General features: G+C 66.2%; 11 protein-coding genes and 1 tRNA gene. 9 read left to right on the top strand and 3 right to left on the bottom strand.

Features of this window, described 5'->3' with window-relative positions:
- Positions 1–2 precede the first annotated feature (2 nt).
- Both DK389_RS06865 and DK389_RS06860 read left to right on the top strand, forming a co-directional pair.
- Positions 3–413 (top strand): hypothetical protein, encoded by a 411-nt coding sequence (locus DK389_RS06865; protein ID WP_109888338.1) that lies wholly within the window; start codon positions 3–5, stop codon positions 411–413.
- On the top strand, positions 410–1,648 hold the full coding sequence (locus DK389_RS06860; RefSeq protein WP_109888337.1) for an MFS transporter: 1,239 nt from the start codon (positions 410–412) through the stop codon (positions 1,646–1,648). Before DK389_RS06865 ends, DK389_RS06860 begins: the two co-directional genes overlap by 4 nt.
- On the opposite strand, the gene DK389_RS33970 is transcribed toward DK389_RS06860, so the two are convergent.
- Complete coding sequence (locus DK389_RS33970; RefSeq protein WP_236960684.1) at positions 1,633–1,917, bottom strand: hypothetical protein; 285 nt, start codon at positions 1,915–1,917, stop codon at positions 1,633–1,635. The two genes, DK389_RS06860 and DK389_RS33970, sit on opposite strands and share 16 nt — an antisense overlap.
- A gap of 23 nt (positions 1,918–1,940) precedes the next feature.
- Complete coding sequence (locus tag DK389_RS33965) at positions 1,941–2,654, bottom strand: MFS transporter (protein WP_236960682.1); 714 nt, start codon at positions 2,652–2,654, stop codon at positions 1,941–1,943.
- A 327-nt stretch (positions 2,655–2,981) separates the two neighbouring features.
- On the opposite strand from DK389_RS33965, the gene DK389_RS06850 reads away from it, so the two are divergent.
- From DK389_RS06850 to DK389_RS06835, 4 genes are read left to right on the top strand one after another with little or no spacing between them, the layout of a single operon-like run.
- Entirely contained in the window at positions 2,982–4,772 is a 1,791-nt protein-coding gene (locus DK389_RS06850; protein ID WP_109888335.1) for an IucA/IucC family protein, read from the top strand.
- 2 nt (positions 4,773–4,774) lie between these two features.
- On the top strand, positions 4,775–5,872 hold the full coding sequence (locus DK389_RS06845) for a GNAT family N-acetyltransferase (RefSeq protein ID WP_109888333.1): 1,098 nt from the start codon (positions 4,775–4,777) through the stop codon (positions 5,870–5,872).
- Positions 5,869–7,689, top strand: a complete 1,821-nt coding sequence (locus DK389_RS06840; protein ID WP_236960680.1) for an IucA/IucC family protein — start codon at positions 5,869–5,871, stop codon at positions 7,687–7,689. The genes DK389_RS06845 and DK389_RS06840 overlap by 4 nt, the downstream gene beginning before the upstream one ends.
- Positions 7,686–9,005 (top strand): lysine N(6)-hydroxylase/L-ornithine N(5)-oxygenase family protein, encoded by a 1,320-nt coding sequence (locus DK389_RS06835; RefSeq protein WP_109888329.1) that lies wholly within the window; start codon positions 7,686–7,688, stop codon positions 9,003–9,005. Before DK389_RS06840 ends, DK389_RS06835 begins: the two co-directional genes overlap by 4 nt.
- 80 nt (positions 9,006–9,085) lie before the next feature.
- On the opposite strand, the gene DK389_RS06830 is transcribed toward DK389_RS06835, so the two are convergent.
- Positions 9,086–9,156 (bottom strand) — tRNA-OTHER (locus DK389_RS06830).
- A gap of 120 nt (positions 9,157–9,276) precedes the next feature.
- Here DK389_RS06830 and DK389_RS06825 point away from each other — a divergent pair.
- The 3 genes from DK389_RS06825 (at position 9,277) to DK389_RS06815 (ending at position 14,854) form a co-directional block, all read left to right on the top strand.
- Complete coding sequence (locus DK389_RS06825; protein ID WP_109888328.1) at positions 9,277–10,566, top strand: tyrosine-type recombinase/integrase; 1,290 nt, start codon at positions 9,277–9,279, stop codon at positions 10,564–10,566.
- Between the two features lie 859 nt (positions 10,567–11,425).
- Positions 11,426–13,486, top strand: coding sequence for an Ig-like domain-containing protein (locus tag DK389_RS06820; protein ID WP_109888326.1), 2,061 nt, complete (start codon positions 11,426–11,428; stop codon positions 13,484–13,486).
- 183 nt (positions 13,487–13,669) lie between these two features.
- Positions 13,670–14,854, top strand: coding sequence for a diguanylate cyclase domain-containing protein (locus DK389_RS06815; RefSeq protein ID WP_109888324.1), 1,185 nt, complete (start codon positions 13,670–13,672; stop codon positions 14,852–14,854).
- The last annotated feature ends 544 nt before the right edge of the window (positions 14,855–15,398 follow it).

Genomic DNA, 15,398 nt, shown 5'->3' with positions numbered 1-15,398 from the left:
CCATGGTCCGGCTCGATGATGAGGGCGTCGTTCTGACGTTGCGCTTCCTGCCGCCCTATCGCTCGGAGGACGAGCGCGACTATCTCGACGCCCTGACCAAGATCGGACGCCGGGGCGAGCCCTTCGCCCTGCTCGCGCTCTTCGGCGGCGGGGGCCGGCTCTCGCAGGCGGGGGAGCGGGCGCAGGCGCTCTGGTTCAAGGCGACCCGGGATCAGTTCGAGCGGCATTGCGTGGCGATCGCCCTCGCGCGGCCGGGAGCCACCGAGCGCATGGCCGAGACCTTCCGCCGCCTCTGGCCCATGCCTCTGACGGTGACGGACGACGAGGCGGAGGCTCGCCGCTTCCTGGCCGAGCATGTCCCGGCCCTGCGGGCGGGCCCGGATCGTCACGGCGGGGCCGGCGAGACGCCATGATTGCCGCCGTGCAACCCGCGCTCCAGGCGCCCGCGCTCGGCCGCAGCCGGCTTTTCGTGGTGCTGGGCGGGCTCTACCTCGCCCAGGCCATCCCGTCCTACCTGATCGCCGCCGCCCTGCCGCCCATCATGCGGGAGGCCGGGATCTCCCGCACGGCGATCGGCTATCTCAGCCTCCTGTTCCTGCCGCTCGTGCTGAAATTCCTGTGGGCCCCCGTGGTCGACCGCGTCCGCCCCTTTGCGCGGGCGCACCGGGCCGGCTGGGTGATCGCGACGCAGACCGGGGTGATCGGCTGCATCCTCGCGATGATCCCGCTCGGGCCGACCAACGTGGCCGGGATCCTCGCGGTCGGGTTTCTCGCCGCGCTGCTCATCTCGACGCAGGACATCGCGACGGACGGCTACGCGGTGAAGCAGCTCCGGGCGGAGGATCGCGCCGTGGGCAACGCCATCCAGGGCGGCTCAGTCGCTCTCGGCGTGGTCATCGGCGGCACACTCAGCCTCGTCCTCTACCACCATGTCGGCTGGACGGGCATGCTGCTCTCTGCCGCCGGCTTCTCGCTCCTCCCCCTGGTCGCGGCACTCGCCATGCGCGAGAGTGACCCGGCTCCGGCCGCCGAGGCGCCGCGCCCGTCGATCCGGGCGTTCCTGAGGCGGAAGGAGGTTCGGACCATCCTCTGGGTCGCCCTGACCTACCGGGTCAGCGAGGGTCTCGTGAAGGCGATGGAGGGGCCCTACCTCGTCGATGCCGGCGTGCCCCTCAACCAGATCGGGTATCTGTCCGGCCTCTCCGCGGCGACGGCGGGCCTCGCCGGCTCGGCGGTCGCGGCGCTCCTCGTGCGGCGCTGCGGGACTGCTGCGACGCTCGGCCTGCTCGGGACCTTGCGCACGCTCTGCTTCGCCCTGTTCGCCGCGCACGCGCTCGGCACCGTCGTCGGCCTGTGGCCGCTCTTCGGGGCGGCGGGTTTCCAGACCCTGATCCGGTATATGGAGATCGTGGCTCTCTACAGTCTCTTCATGGCGGTCTCTTCGCCCGAGCAGCCCGGCACAGACTTCACGATCCTCGCCTGCGCGCAACTCGTCGTCTACCTCGTCGGCTCGCTCATCTCCGGCAAGCTCGCCGACCTCCTCGGCTACGGGGCCCTGTTCGGCCTCGCCACGCTTCTGTCGGGCGTCGCCACGGTGGCGACCGTCCGGCTGCTCGCATCCGCCCGGCCGGGTCAGGCAGCGCGATGATCGGGCGCGCGCATCGGAAGGAGGACGGTGCAGGCAGCGAGCGCCGCGCCGATCGCCGCACAGGTCCAGAACGGCAGCGCGGGGTCGATAGCGAACGCGACCCCGCCGCACAGGGCGCCGATGCCCTGCCCGAGGACGTGGACGCTGGACAGCCAGCCCGCCGCAGCCGCCTGACAATGCTCCGGCACCCGCGCCACGAGGGAGGCGGTGTAGTTCGGCGTCGCCAGGGCGATGCCGGCCGCAGCCACGGCCGCGCCGAGCATGGCCATCCACGGGACCGCCGCGCAGGCGATCAGGGCGGCCCCCCGGCGAAGCCCGCAAGCCCCAGCCGCAGGTTGCGCCCGAGATCCCGGCCGAGCCGCGGGACGAGGAGAAGCTGCGTCAGGATCATCGTCACGGCGACGAGGGCGAAGATCGCCCCGCCGAGCCCGGCCGCGGCCGGTGCGCCGAGGCCGAAGCGCTGCTGCAGGAACAGGCCGAACACGATCTGGATCTGCCCCAGGCCGAAGGTCAGGGCGAAGCCGATGCCGAGGAGCGGTGCGCCCGCGCGCGTCCAGCCCCGGTTCCGACCGTCCCGAGCCGGAGCGGGACGATGCGCGCGGGCGAGGTCCGGTGCGGCCAGGAGCAGCAGCGGACTCGCGGCGAGCACGACGAGGGGCGCGGCGAGCCCGAGGATGCCGACGGCCATCACGAGCGACCCGAGGATACGGCCCGTCGACAGCCCGGCGCTGAGCTGGCCCAGCACGGCCGGGCGCGCGGCCTCCGGCGTCTCCCGGACGAGGGCGGCCTGCGCGTGCGGCATCACCCCGGCGGCGCCGGCCCCGTAGGCGATCCGCGACAGGACGAGGAAGGCGAAGCAGGCGGCCGCGGGCAAGGCATCCAGCGTGAGCGCGAGGCCGAACAGGCCGTGGCCCAGCGCCATCAGCGCGGCCAGGACCAGGAACAGCCGGCGCAGGCGCCAGCCGGTGCCGCAATGCCCCCAGGCCGGCGCGCAGAGCAGGAACACGATCGCCCCCAGAAGGCGACGGCGCCCATCGCGGCGGCGTCGAGCCCAGTGCGATCGGCGGTCACCGGCACGAGGGCGAGCACCGCCGACTGGCCGAAGCCGACCGGCACGGCCGCGAGCGATAGCCGCGCAACCAGACCGCCTTCGCGAGACCACGCGCCGGCTCGAATCATGACGCCTCCGTATTCAAATGGATAGATGACGCATTTGATCGAGGAATGCCAGTTTTTTTGAATAGCAATAGAATAATTCTATAGTTTATGGCCGCTCTTGCGGTCGATTTTGTCTGTGTATAACAACGAAATTTTGTGTGATGGAGGGAGATCTATGATCAAAACATTCATCTCGTCCATCGATGTTGCGTACGAGATATCCGCTCGCAGCTTCCTCAACAGCCTGATGCGGGAATGGAGAGAATGGTCGCTCGTCCCTGCGGCGCAGGGGGCGGGGGTTGGGCCGTTGCGGTGGACGGCGCGCTTCCCGCTGCCGAGCCGCGGATCGGTCGTCGAGATCGAGGTCGTCCACCGCTCGTCGGTCGGGCAGCACGTCTTCCGGCTGCCGCTCCGCGAGCACCGGGCCGGCGCGCCTTCCCGCGCGCTGGCCTTCCCCGAATTCGCCGCGGCGGTCGCGAACGAGCCCGCCATCGTCGGAGCGAGGGCACCCGACGCGGCACCGACCTTCCTCCGGCGCGTGTTCCAGAGTGCCGCCAACGTAGCGGATGTGCTCGCTCGCGCCCCCGGCCGGAGCGTGTCCCTGCGTCGTGATCCGAGCTTCCACGAAGCTGAGCAGGCCTTGCGCTTCGGCCACTCGATGCATCCGACCCCGCGCAGCCGGGACGAGTTCACGGCGGAGGATTCGCGGCGGTTCGCGCCCGAGTACGGCCACGGCTTCCCGTTGCGCTGGTGGTCGGCCGACCGGGATGCGGTCGCCCAGGGCTCCTCGCGCGAGGAAAGTGCGGCGCGCCTGTGCGCGGACCTCGCGGCGGGGGATCCCGCCATTGATCCGCGCCTGCTCGCGGAGGCGGAGGGCCGCGTCCTCCTGCCGATGCATCCCTGGCAGGCGGCCCGGCTCGCCCTCGACCCGGCGATCGACACCCTGTTCCGCGCCGGACGTCTCGTCGACCACGGTCATGCCGGCGCGCCCTGGTTCGCGACGACCTCCCTGCGCAGCCTCTACGCACCGCACGCGCGCTGGATGCTGAAGCATTCGCTGAGTCTCAGGCTCACCAACTCCCTGCGCCTCATCAAGGGGATCGAATGCGAACGGGGCCTGATGGTCGACGCGTTGCTCGCGGGCCGGGTCGGGGCGGAACTCGCCGCGCGCTTCCCGGCCTTTCAGATCCTCGGCGAGCCGGCCTACCTGGCCTTGCGCGGGCCCGACGGCGCGATCCTGCCGCAGACGATCGTGGCCTTGCGCGAGAACCCCTTCCGCGGCGACGGCCAGCGGCCGGCCGCGGTGCTCGCCGCCTTATGCGAGATCCATCCCGACGGGCAGGGCAGCGCGCTGGCCGACACGATCCTGCGCATCGCCGGGGGCGCGGATTCCGCGGGGACCGTGGCGTTGCGCTGGTTCGAGCGCTTCCTCGATGTGGCGGTCCGGCCGATCCTGGAGATCCAGTGCGATCTCGGCCTGCTGTTCGGGGCGCACCAGCAGAACCTCGTGATCGGGCTCGAGGATGGCTGGCCGCGCGAGGCGTTTTTCCGGGACTGCCAGGGCACGGGCTTCGTGCGCGAGTTCCTGCCGGCCCTCCGCGAGGCCGCGCCGGGCCTCGACCTTGAGGCCGGCCACCTCTTCGCCTCCACCGAGGCGGCGCAGATCATGGCCTATTACCTGATCGTAAACAGCGTCTTCGCCGTCATAGGCGCGATAGCGATCGCCGGATTGGCGACAGAAGATGCTCTCATTCAAATATTACGTCGTGCAATCGAAGAAATCGCCGCGAAAGAAATTCGGGACAAGGCGTGCCTGCGCTTTCTGATGGAGGCAAAGATGCTCGGTTGCAAAGGAAATTTCATGATTTGCTTTCGCAACATCAACGAGAATACAGACGTAATCGATCCTCTGGCGGGCTACGTGCCCATGCCGAACCCGATCGCGACCCGACCGACGGAGGCCTGACCATGACCCTGCGCGCCCGCTTCGACGCCTTCGCCGGAATGGCCCTCGACGGCTGGACCGGCACGAGCCGGCACTGGCCCACCGGCGGAGATGCCATCGCCGTCGAGAGCATTCCGAGCGATCCCCATGCCGCCCGGCTACGAGCGGTGCGCGGGGGCGAGATCGTCGCCGAAGCGCAGATCCACACCGTCGCCGATGGTGAAGAGGCCATGCTCGCGCTTACGGGACCGGAGGGGCGTCACCCCGCCGACACCCCGCTCGTCGCGTGCCTGATCGAGGCCGCGTTCCAGCGCTGCCCGGATGCGCGGCGGCTGCGCGTCGCGGGCCTCGGAGGCGCCCCCGCCCTCGTCGCCCTGGCGGCGGACGGGCGGGCCAGTCCGGGTTCCGCTGCGCCCGACGCCCTTGTCGAGCGCAGCGGCTTCTACCAGCTCCCCCTGCTGTGGCTGCGGCCCGAGACGCGGGCGGCCCATCCGCAGATCCGCTCCGCTTTCGGGCCCGAGGACAGGCTTCCGCCATTGCGGCCGCCGCAGCCGAACGGCGTGATGTACCGGCGCTGGCTGCCGCATCTCGGCACGACCCTGTCCTTCCGCGCCATCGACCGCCGGGTCGATCTCGTCCTGTTCCATCAGTGGATGAACCAGCCCCGGGTCTCCTATTACTGGGAGCTCGCCCGTAGCGAGACGGAGCTCGACCGCTACCTCGCGGATCAGGAGGCTGACCCGCACCTGTTCGGCGTGATCGGCAGCTTCAACGACGTTCCGGTCGGATACTTCGAGTTCTACTGGGCGAAGGAGGACCGCCTCGGTCCCTACTACGACGCGGAGGATCACGACCGCGGCTGGCACGGGCTGATCGGCAATCCCGACCATCTCGGCCGGCCGAAGACACTCGCCTGGTTCAAGGCCGTCACGCACTACCTGTTCTTGGACGAGCCCCGCACCCGGCGGATCATGGGCGAGCCGCGCGCCTCGCACCGCAAGATGCTCAGCTACTGCGCGGATGCAGCCTACGAGACGATCAAGGAATTCGACTTCCCCCACAAGCGCGCGGCCCTCGTCTGCTGCGAGCGAGAGCGCTTCTTCCGCGAGGTGCCGCTGTGAGCGCCGGCCCGCTGCCCGGCGGCGCGCCGGTGACCGCCCCGCTCTGGCTCGACATCAATCGCGCACTGATCGCCAAGACGATCGGCGAACTTGCCTTCGAGGAGGCGTTCGCGCCCGAGCCGATCAATCGCGAGGGCACGCAATGGCTGCTCCGGCTCGACGGCGGCATCGCCTACCGGTTCGCCGCCGAGCGCCGGATCTGGGGCAACCTCGCGATCGACCCGCCGAGCCTGTTCCGCTTCGCCGGCAGCCTCGTGACGCCGGCCGGAGACGCGGGCGGCTTCCTCGTCGATGCGAGCCGGACCCTCGCGATCGAGCCCGCCACGCTCTGCACTTACGTCGGGGAGGTGATGAGCACGCTCGCGGCCGATGCCCGCATCGCCGCGATCGGGCGGGGCATGACGGGGCCGGACCTCCTCCGTCTCAGCGACCGCATCCTGCAGCACTATCTCGATGGGCACCCGAAGGCGCCGGCGAGCAAGGGCCGCATCGGCTGGGGGCTGGCGGATTTCGAGTCCTACGCGCCCGAATTCGAGCCGGAGATCCGTCTGTTCTGGGTCGCGGCGGACCGCGCCGCCTGCCGCATCAGCCTCGAACCCGGCCTCGACGAGGCGGACCTCGTCGCCGACGCCCTCGATGGTTCCGAGCGTGCGCGCCTCGCGGAGGCCTGCCGCGCTCACGGCATCGAGCCGGCGCGCTACCTGCTGCTGCCGGTCCATCCCTGGCAGTGGGACCGCATGATCGCCCTGCAATTTGCCGGGGAGATCGCGGCGCGGCGCCTCGTCCCCCTCGGGTCCTTCGGCCGCGCCTACCTGCCCCAGCAATCGCTGCGCACGCTCGCCAGCGCGGATGCGGCGGGGCGCCTCGACGTGAAGCTCGCGCTGACCGTCCTCAACACCTCCGCTTGGCGGGGCGTGCCAGGGAAGTACATGGCGACCGGGCCGGCCTTCTCGGCCTGGCTCGCGGAGAAGGCTGCGCAGGATCCGGCGCTCGCCGGCGTCGTCATCCTGCAGGAGCGGGCGGGCGCCTTCTATCCGCACCCGGTCTACGAGCGGATCGCGGATGCGCCCTACCAGTTCCGGGAGATGCTCGGGGTGATCTGGCGGGACGGGATCGCCGTCCGCCTCGAACCCGGCCGGTCGGCCCTGATGATGGGGGCGCTGCTGAAGGCGGATGCCTCGGGTCGGCCCCTCGTCAGCAGCCTCGTCGCCCGGTCCGGGCTCGACCCGGAGACGTGGCTCCAACGGCTCTTCGACCACGTCGCGGTGCCGCTCTACCATTTCCTCTGCCGCTACGGCGTCGGCTTCATCGCGCATGGCCAGAACGCGACGTTGATCCTCGAGAACGGCGTGCCCTGCGGCGTGGCGCTCAAGGATTTTCAGGGCGACGTCGACCTCGTCGACCGGGATTTCGCGGAGGCCGGCGACCTGCCGCCCGGCGTGCGGGAGACGCTCCTGCGCCGGCCGGCGGCGCATCTGCTGCAGCATCTGCAGACGGGCCATTTCGCGAGCCTGCTGCGCTTCGTCTCGGACGCGCTCCTGCGCCAGGACGGCGTGCCCGAGATCGCGTTCTACGCTGCCCTAGCGCGCGCTCTGCGCCGCTACCAGGCGCGGCATCCCGACCTCGCCGAGCGCTTTAGCCTGTTCGACCTGTTCGCCCCGCAGGTGCCGCGCATCTGCATCAACCGCGTCCGTCTCGCCCTCGGCTACGGCGATTCCAGCCTGCGGCCGGTACCCCGGCTCGGCACCGACCTGATCAATCCCCTCCATCGCGCGGAACGCTCCGCGCTCGGCAATGCAGGCATGCGCGCATCATGACCGGACACCCGCTCGACCTCGCCGGAATCGGCATCGGCCCATTCAACCTGAGCCTCGCTGCGCTGCTCGACGCGGTCGACGACCTCGACGTTCGGTTCTTCGACCGGAGCCCGGCCTTCGATTGGCACCCGGGCATGATGCTTCCCGACGTCGCGTTGCAAACCTCCTTCCTGAAGGACCTCGTCACGGCGGCGAACCCGACGAGCCCCTGGAGCTTTATGGCCTACCTCGTGGCGCAGAAGCGCTTCTACGAGTTTCTCAACGCCGAGTTCGAGGCCGTGCCGCGCCGGGAATTCGCCCAGTATCTTGCCTTCGTGGCCGCTCGTTTGCCGAGCCTGCATTTCCGCACCGAGATCCGCGACATTCGTTTCGAGGAGGGCGCCTTTCGCCTCTCGGGCGACCGGACCCGGGTCAGCGCCCGCAACCTCGCCCTCGGCGTCGGCCTGCAGCCGAACCGTCCCGCCTTCGCGGAAAAGCTCGGCGAGCGCGATTGTCTCCACACCGCGCAGGCGGCCTTCGCCCTCGATCGTGTCGCCGGCAAGCGCGTCGCGGTGATCGGCGGCGGACAGAGCGGCGCCGAGATCGTGCTGCATCTCCTCGGCCGGACCGATCGCGCGCCGGCCCAGGTCGACTGGATCAGCCGGCGCCCGAACTTCCAGCCGCTCGACGCAACGCCCTTCACGAACGAACTGTTCACCCCGCACTACGTGGAGAGCTTCCACGGGCTGCCGGAGCCGCGCCGGCGCTCGACGGTGGCCCGCCAGAAGCTCGCGGGCGACGGGGTCTCGGCCTCGACCCTGCAGGCGATCTACCGTCGCCTCTACGCCTTGCGGCACTTCGAGGGCGATCCCATGCCTGTCGGGCTGCTACCGCATCGTGAGGTGCTCGACGTCGATCGGGCGGGCGGCTACCGCCTCGTCATGCGCAACGGCTTCGACGGACGCATCGAGGTCTCGCACGCGGACGTGGTCGTCCTGGCGACGGGCTACCGCTACGCGCTGCCACCCTGCCTCTCCGCGATCCGGGATCGCCTAGCGCTCGACGCCTCGGGCCGGCCGCAGATCGGGCCCGATTTCAGCGCGGATTGGGACGGGCCGAAGGGCAACCGCATCTTCGTCCTCAACGCCGGACTCGTGAGCCACGGCATCGCGGAGCCGCAGCTCAGTCTGATGGCGTGGCGCAGCGCCGTGATCGTCAACGCCCTGGCGGGCCGCACCGTCTTCGACACCGATCTCCTGCCCTCCCTCGTCACCTGGTCCAAGACCGATCTCGGGGAGACGGCGCGGCGCGCGGATCGGGTTCGGGCGGAGGATTAGGCCGTCCCGACGTGTCCGCTTCCGAGCGATCGTGACTTGACTTGCACCGACCTGGATCGCACCGACGTGCTTGATCCAACTGGCGCTCCCAAGGGGACTCGAACCCCTGTTTTCGCCGTGAGAGGGCGAAAACAGCCAGATTTTGGGACGCCAGCGAACGCGGGCGTACTCAGAAGCTGCTGAGTGAGCTGCGTTTATCGACCTTGTACGTCCGTCGGCGTTCACGTACAACCATTCCGTACATTTTCCGTACGTCGTGGAGTTGCCGGCATTGGCGCGCACAGTTCGCAATCCAAAGATCGACAGCCGCTCGGCGCGGGCAAAGCTCTCTGAGCGCCGCGAGCCATACTGGACTGTCATCTCGGCAGGCTGTGCCATTGGCTACCGGAAAGGCGCAAAGGGTGGCACTTGGGTCGCGCGCATGCGCGACGGCTCAAAGCAGTACTACGATGCGCTCGGGGCATCCGATGACAGCCGCGATCCAGACGGCCTGACCGTCTTTTCGTTCTCCCAAGCTCAGGAACGAGCGCGCGACTTCTTCACTCGCAAGGCCCGTGAGCTAGCAGGGCACGCTGAGCCGAGCCAAGGACCCTATACAGTCAACGCAGCCGTCAGCGACTACCTCGCCGCTCGTGAACGCCGTGGATCGAAGGGTGTGCGCGCCGATCGCTACGCTGCCAATGCGCGGATCATCCCAGAACTCGGCGCCATCGAGGTCGCCAGGATCACCGCCAAGCGTATCCGCGACTGGCATCACGGCCTCGCCCATGCACCGAAGTTGGTACGAACCGGCAAGGGCGCATCTCAGCAGGCCACGGCACAGGTAGACGAGCGGGATGCCGAAGCCATTCGGGCCAGGCGTTCGACGGCCAACCGGTTGCTCACCGTCCTGAAGGCAGCGCTGAACCACGCCTTTCACGACGGCAAAGCAGCCTCGGACGAACCTTGGCGCAAGGTGAAGCCGTTCCGCGAAGCAGATGCGGCTGTCGTGCGCTACCTGACACCTGCCGAGTGCCTGCGCCTTGTAAATGCCTGCGAGGCAGACTTTCGCGATCTGGTGCGGGCAGCTCTCGTCACCGGCTGCCGCTATGGCGAACTGGTCCGGTTGCAAGCATCAGACTTCAACTCGGATGCGGGCACGGTGCTGGTTCGGCAGTCCAAGGCTGGCAAGCCGCGCCACGTCGCGCTGACCGAGGAAGGCCAGCAGCTTTTTGCGGCTTTGACGGCCGGCCGTGCGCCACGCGATCTCATTTTTACCCGCTCAGATGGCCGCGCCTGGGGCGTGTCTCATCAGCAGCGTCCGTTGGTCGAGGCATCGCTGCAGGCAAGGCTTGAACCGCCCGCGACCTTTCACATCCTGCGGCACACATACGCGAGCCTCCTCGCCATGCGCGGTGTACCGATGGGCGTCATCGCCGCGCAGCTGGGGCACTCCGACACGCGGGTGACCGAGCGGCACTATGCTCATCTGGCGCCCTCGTACGTCTCACAGACGGTGCGGGCTGCACTTCCGGCCTACGGTATTCTTGGTACGGGCGAGAGCGCCGCTCCGCGTGGTTGAGAGTTGCGGCTGTATCACTCCCTGTGCATGGGAGGAGGCGTTCCGCTCAACCTCGTGGCGGGGCACTGCGGTACGAGCGTGCGGAGGCGATCGCGGGCAAGCCGCGTGAGTTCATTGCCAAGGGTGCCTCCAAGCTTGAGCGAGGCATGAGGCGACTGGGCTGATGGTGCAGTGGGTCAGGGGCGGGCCGATTGCGGCCCAATGGCTTCAGCGTCCTGTGCCAAATGTGCCAATAGTGCCAAAAGCCCCCAGCAATGGCTGTCAGCGGGCGAGAAGCTGGATCCGGATTGATAGCAATAGGGTCGAGTGCACAGACCGGCATTTTGAACCAGGGGAGCGGGCCACGGACAGTGGTGTCCGTATAGATAGGTGTCCGAAAGGCGAAGCTGACCCTAGCGGACGCGGTTTTGACCCCGCTTTCAGACGTCCACTGAGGTATACCCTTACGGCGTACTGAAAGAACGGACGCGCCATACCCTCCTCGACCCCGGACGCGCTCGCTCTAGGCGATCTCGGCAATGTCGCCTGATGCAGACCCTAGGCTTGCTTTCCACCGCAGACGTCCGTCGGGTCTTAATGCCGAGCAGGCCGCAGAAAATGAGCGCCGCTCAGCTCACGATTTGATTAGGGTATTGAACATTACTGTACTAACCCTTGCCATCGCGAAATTTCAAGCAGAGCATGTCAGCCCAACAGATTAGATCTGCTTCGCGTGGAACATGCCCTAACGACGTGCGCCCGCTCGTCTGTAGCAACCGCGCGTACTGCGCACGAGCAGGGGTCAGTGAGACCATTTTGCGCAGCGTTATGCAACGGACCTGAAGGACGACAACAGACGAAGCTCGCATGGGAGGCGGCGATGGCTCTGAACCAGAACGACACCGTCCAGGAAACCATCGGCACCGACGACATCCACGTCAGAGCTTTACTTAATAACGGTTGGCGGTGGAATCTCTCCGCAACTACAGGAGGACTTATTAATTGGGCTGTTGACCCAGCCGATAATTGGACGCCGCTTCAGATCGCGACTCTCTCGAATATTTTTGCAGCCTACGCTGCCGTGGCCAATGTGACGTTTCAACAGGTAACAACTTTATCTGATGCAGAGATTGTTCTGAATCGGACGACTGGATCGCAAATCGGCAATTTCGGTGGGTACTCAGGCACGCCTGCTGAGGCAAGCGATGTAGGGACGGACACCTTCAGCTCTGTAACCATTGCCCAGCAAGGGCAAGTCAACACCTACTTTGCCACGGACGGCTTTCTCATCTCCGGCCAGCCAAACACCTTCATTCCAAATCCGAACACATCCGATACAGCTAACCCTCAGATTATTTCGGCCGAGGGCTTCGAGCTGATGCTTCATGAAATCGGCCATGCGCTTGGATTGAAGCATCCACACGACGGCGGCGCGGTCTCAAGCCCCGATCGTTTCCCCGGGGTGGCCAATTCGGGAGATACCGGAAACAACGGCCTGAATCAGTCGGCCTACACAATGATGAGCTACAATCATTGGGACCCTGACACCACGGCTACCGGCGCTCTGCCTACCATGTCAACGCCCATGGCGTTCGATATCGCAGCAATTCAGCGTCTTTACGGCGCGAACACCACGGCTCGCCAAGGGAATGACACGTATATCCTATCTGATCCCGGCACAGATGGCACGATAGAGGCCATCTGGGACACAAAAGGGGTGGATCAAATCGTGTACAACGGGTCAGCACGCGCGCACATCGATCTTCGGCCTGCGACCCTCGACGACACCCCGACCGGCGGCGGGTTGGTATCTTATACTTTCACTGGCAGCGGTGCGACCCGGGCATTCGGCTTTGGCTTCACCATCGCCGGCGACTACATGCACGCAATCGACGACCAAACGGGCATCACTGGCGTCATCATCGAGAACGCGGTCGGCGGCTCCGGTGATGACGAGTTCGTGGGCAACAGCGTCAGCAACGAATGGACTGGCAACGCGGGCAACGACATCGCCGACGGCGGGGGCGGAAGCGACACAGCGATTTTTAGTGGCGCTCGGGCAGACTACAAAACCTCTGTCGTTCTGAACGGAACCGAGAGTTGGGTTCAGATCGTTGACATGCGCCCGAGTAGCCCAAACGGCAGCGACCAGTTCTTGAATTTCGAGTCTTTCGAGTTCAGCAACCGGATCTATACGCTGGCCGAGGTGCTGGATCAGCCGCCAAAGGCGACCGCCGATAGCAATGGTACGGCGAAGAATTCCACGCTCATCGTCAACGCAGCCAATGGCGTCCTCGCGAACGACACAGACGACAACAATACTATGTCTGTCAGCGCAGTCGACGGTGTTTCGGGCAACGTTGGACAGGTTGTCAAGGGAGTCTACGGATCCCTGACGCTCAAGGCGGACGGAAGCTATGTCTACATCGCGGATAAGGGCGGGCTGCCGCCCAAGATCGTCGCGCAGGATGTCTTTACGTACACGGTTTCAGATCCGATCGGCGGGACCGACACGAAGACGCTCAGCATCGTGGTTTCCAACCCCGGGGTAAGCTACGCGCACGGTACCAGTGGCACGCTGTCCGGCGGCAATGGCCCGGATGTGGTGGATGGATCAGCAGGCAACGTTGTCCTGATAGGCGGCAACGGTCCCGACGTTCTGATTGGCGGCGCTGGCGATACGCTGACCGGCGGCAATGGACCCGACATCTTCCTTTTCCGGCCGAGCTTTGGCGCAAACTCCATCACCGACTTCAGAGTCGGCACCGATGCGATCCAGTTTGACGACTCCATTTTCGCAACGAGCGCTGCCCTATTCGCTCACACGTCAAACTCCGTAGGCGGATCTCTCATCAATGACGGTAACGGAAACACGGTGACGCTTACAGGCGTGACCCTCGCCCAGATGCAGGCGCATTCAAGTGACTTCTACTTCGTCTAGAAGGCTCGGCTGATATATTGACGAGGGCTGTCTACTGCGGCTGCATCGGAGGCTCCATAATGCCCAATGAGCGAAGGCATTCTTAACAAGATGTGTTCACATCAAAGCCGATTTTCTCGAAATCCAGAGGGCGAACTATAAGGTTCAAGCTTACCGTCAGGCCACTCTCGGCGGATCGGCCAGATGGCGCGTACCTTCATCCACTATGCAGAGACCAAGCTCGCCCTAGCGGCCGTCCTTCTCGCGCTTCTCTGTGCCGGGACCGTGTATGGCCTCTATCAGCATCTGGTCACCCTTCAGGCCGGGACCGAGTTGCTCATGCGTGGCAACATGCGTGCCCGACACCTCGCAGAGACACTGTCGCTCCTACAGGACGCCGAGACGGGCCAGCGCGGCTATCTTCTGACTGGCCGCTCCGAATATCTGGAGCCCTACGATCGCGCCCTGAAGCACATCGATCAGAGCCTCATGACCCTTCGCGCCGAGTACGAGGAGGTCGATCTTGCGGCCGCGGTCATCACGTCAGTCACTTTGCAAGCGCACGCGAAGCTCGCCGAACTCAAGGAAACGGTCGAGGTCCGCCGCCGGGATGGTCTCGCGGCTGCGCAACGGATTGTGCTCCAGGACACTGGCAAGCGCCTGACGGATGCGATCCGGGCCAACATCGACCAACTTCTGAAGACCGAGCAGGCGGTCATCGATCGGGGTGTCGCGCGTGAGGAGGCGGCGGCGAAACATAAGGCAACCCTCTGGCTCTGGGCGGCCTTCGCGGCACTTCTCCCGATCAGCCTGTGCCTCCTGATGGCGGTACGAGACGCGCGCCGGAGCCGACGTGAGAGCGTGCATCTGGCCCATGTGTCGAGCCATGATGCGCTCACCGGTCTGCTGAACCGCCCAGCGCTGCTTGCACGGCTGGACGAGGCTATTGCGCGCTGTCCCCGCGAGGTCGGGCTCCTGTACCTCGACCTGAATGGCTTCAAGCGGATCAATGATGAGTTGGGTCACGCGATCGGTGACCGCGTGCTGATCGAGGTAGCCAGCCGTCTTCAAGAGACGGTACGTCCGCGCGATGCCGTGGCGCGGCTGGGCGGAGACGAGTTCGTCGTGCTGATCGGGGACTGCCCGGATCGAGCCGCCCTCAATGGGCTCGCGCACCGCATCGAAGCCGCACTGGACAGCATCAGCATGCCGGACCTTCAGGGTCACCGCATTGGCGGGAGCGTTGGGACGGCGTTCAGTGCCGAGGACGGGACTTGGGGCATGTCAGTGCTCGCGACAGCGGATGCGGCCATGTACGCGCGCAAGGCACAAATTCGGCAGCCCAGACCGGGGCGGTTCCAGCCTCGACTTGTGCCAATGTCAGCGTAGAAGCCGCCCGAGCAGTGCTCCTAGTGGCATACTCAGTTTGATCCGAACCGAGCGGATCCACAACGTCAAATCCGCCTAGGCCTGGATGCTGCCCACCAAGAGCAGAACATCCGCTGCGGTATACCCCAACAGACAGGCTCGAGCATGCGCGAGACTCATGACCGTTTCAGAACGGTCTTAGCACTACCTGGGCACTGTTCCGAAAACCCGTTATAGATCAACGACTTAGAAAGGGGCGCATTTTCGCCAACCCCTTGATTTTGCTACCTAATTTAGAAATCCTGCCCAGGTAGTGTTAGGTGCTAAGGCTGAAAAGCCATACCAAAGGCCGCACCACCTCAACGGGGCGGATTAGGCCTCGCGTCGATCCGGGTAGAAGCCCGCGCCAATCAGCGCCGGCGTCCCATCTACCGTCATCTCCAATACGTGCCAGGATGTTCCACAAAGCAGCTTACACAGACTCGTGGCGCTTCATAACTCTTACCCCGAGCAGATCTGCTCAAGCCATCTACCTCTGAGACACATGGGAACATCTCCCAGCCAC

It is taken from the genome of Methylobacterium durans (assembly GCF_003173715.1).
GTDB lineage: Bacteria > Pseudomonadota > Alphaproteobacteria > Rhizobiales > Beijerinckiaceae > Methylobacterium > Methylobacterium durans.
Note: the sequence above shows the minus strand (reverse complement) of the source record. Positions and strands in the feature narration are given on the sequence as shown.

What these genes read in the sequence shown, in the direction of transcription:
- DK389_RS06850 (WP_109888335.1), top strand. Translation starts at nt 2,982, where the DNA reads ATGATCAAAACATTCATCTCGTCCATCGATGTTGCGTACGAGATATCC.
- DK389_RS06865 (WP_109888338.1), top strand. Translation starts at nt 3, where the DNA reads ATGGTCCGGCTCGATGATGAGGGCGTCGTTCTGACGTTGCGCTTCCTG.
- DK389_RS06820 (WP_109888326.1), top strand. Translation starts at nt 11,426, where the DNA reads ATGGCTCTGAACCAGAACGACACCGTCCAGGAAACCATCGGCACCGAC.
- DK389_RS06835 (WP_109888329.1), top strand. Translation starts at nt 7,686, where the DNA reads ATGACCGGACACCCGCTCGACCTCGCCGGAATCGGCATCGGCCCATTC.
- DK389_RS33970 (WP_236960684.1), bottom strand. Translation starts at nt 1,917, where the DNA reads ATGGCCATGCTCGGCGCGGCCGTGGCTGCGGCCGGCATCGCCCTGGCG.
- DK389_RS06860 (WP_109888337.1), top strand. Translation starts at nt 410, where the DNA reads ATGATTGCCGCCGTGCAACCCGCGCTCCAGGCGCCCGCGCTCGGCCGC.
- DK389_RS06815 (WP_109888324.1), top strand. Translation starts at nt 13,670, where the DNA reads ATGGCGCGTACCTTCATCCACTATGCAGAGACCAAGCTCGCCCTAGCG.
- DK389_RS06845 (WP_109888333.1), top strand. Translation starts at nt 4,775, where the DNA reads ATGACCCTGCGCGCCCGCTTCGACGCCTTCGCCGGAATGGCCCTCGAC.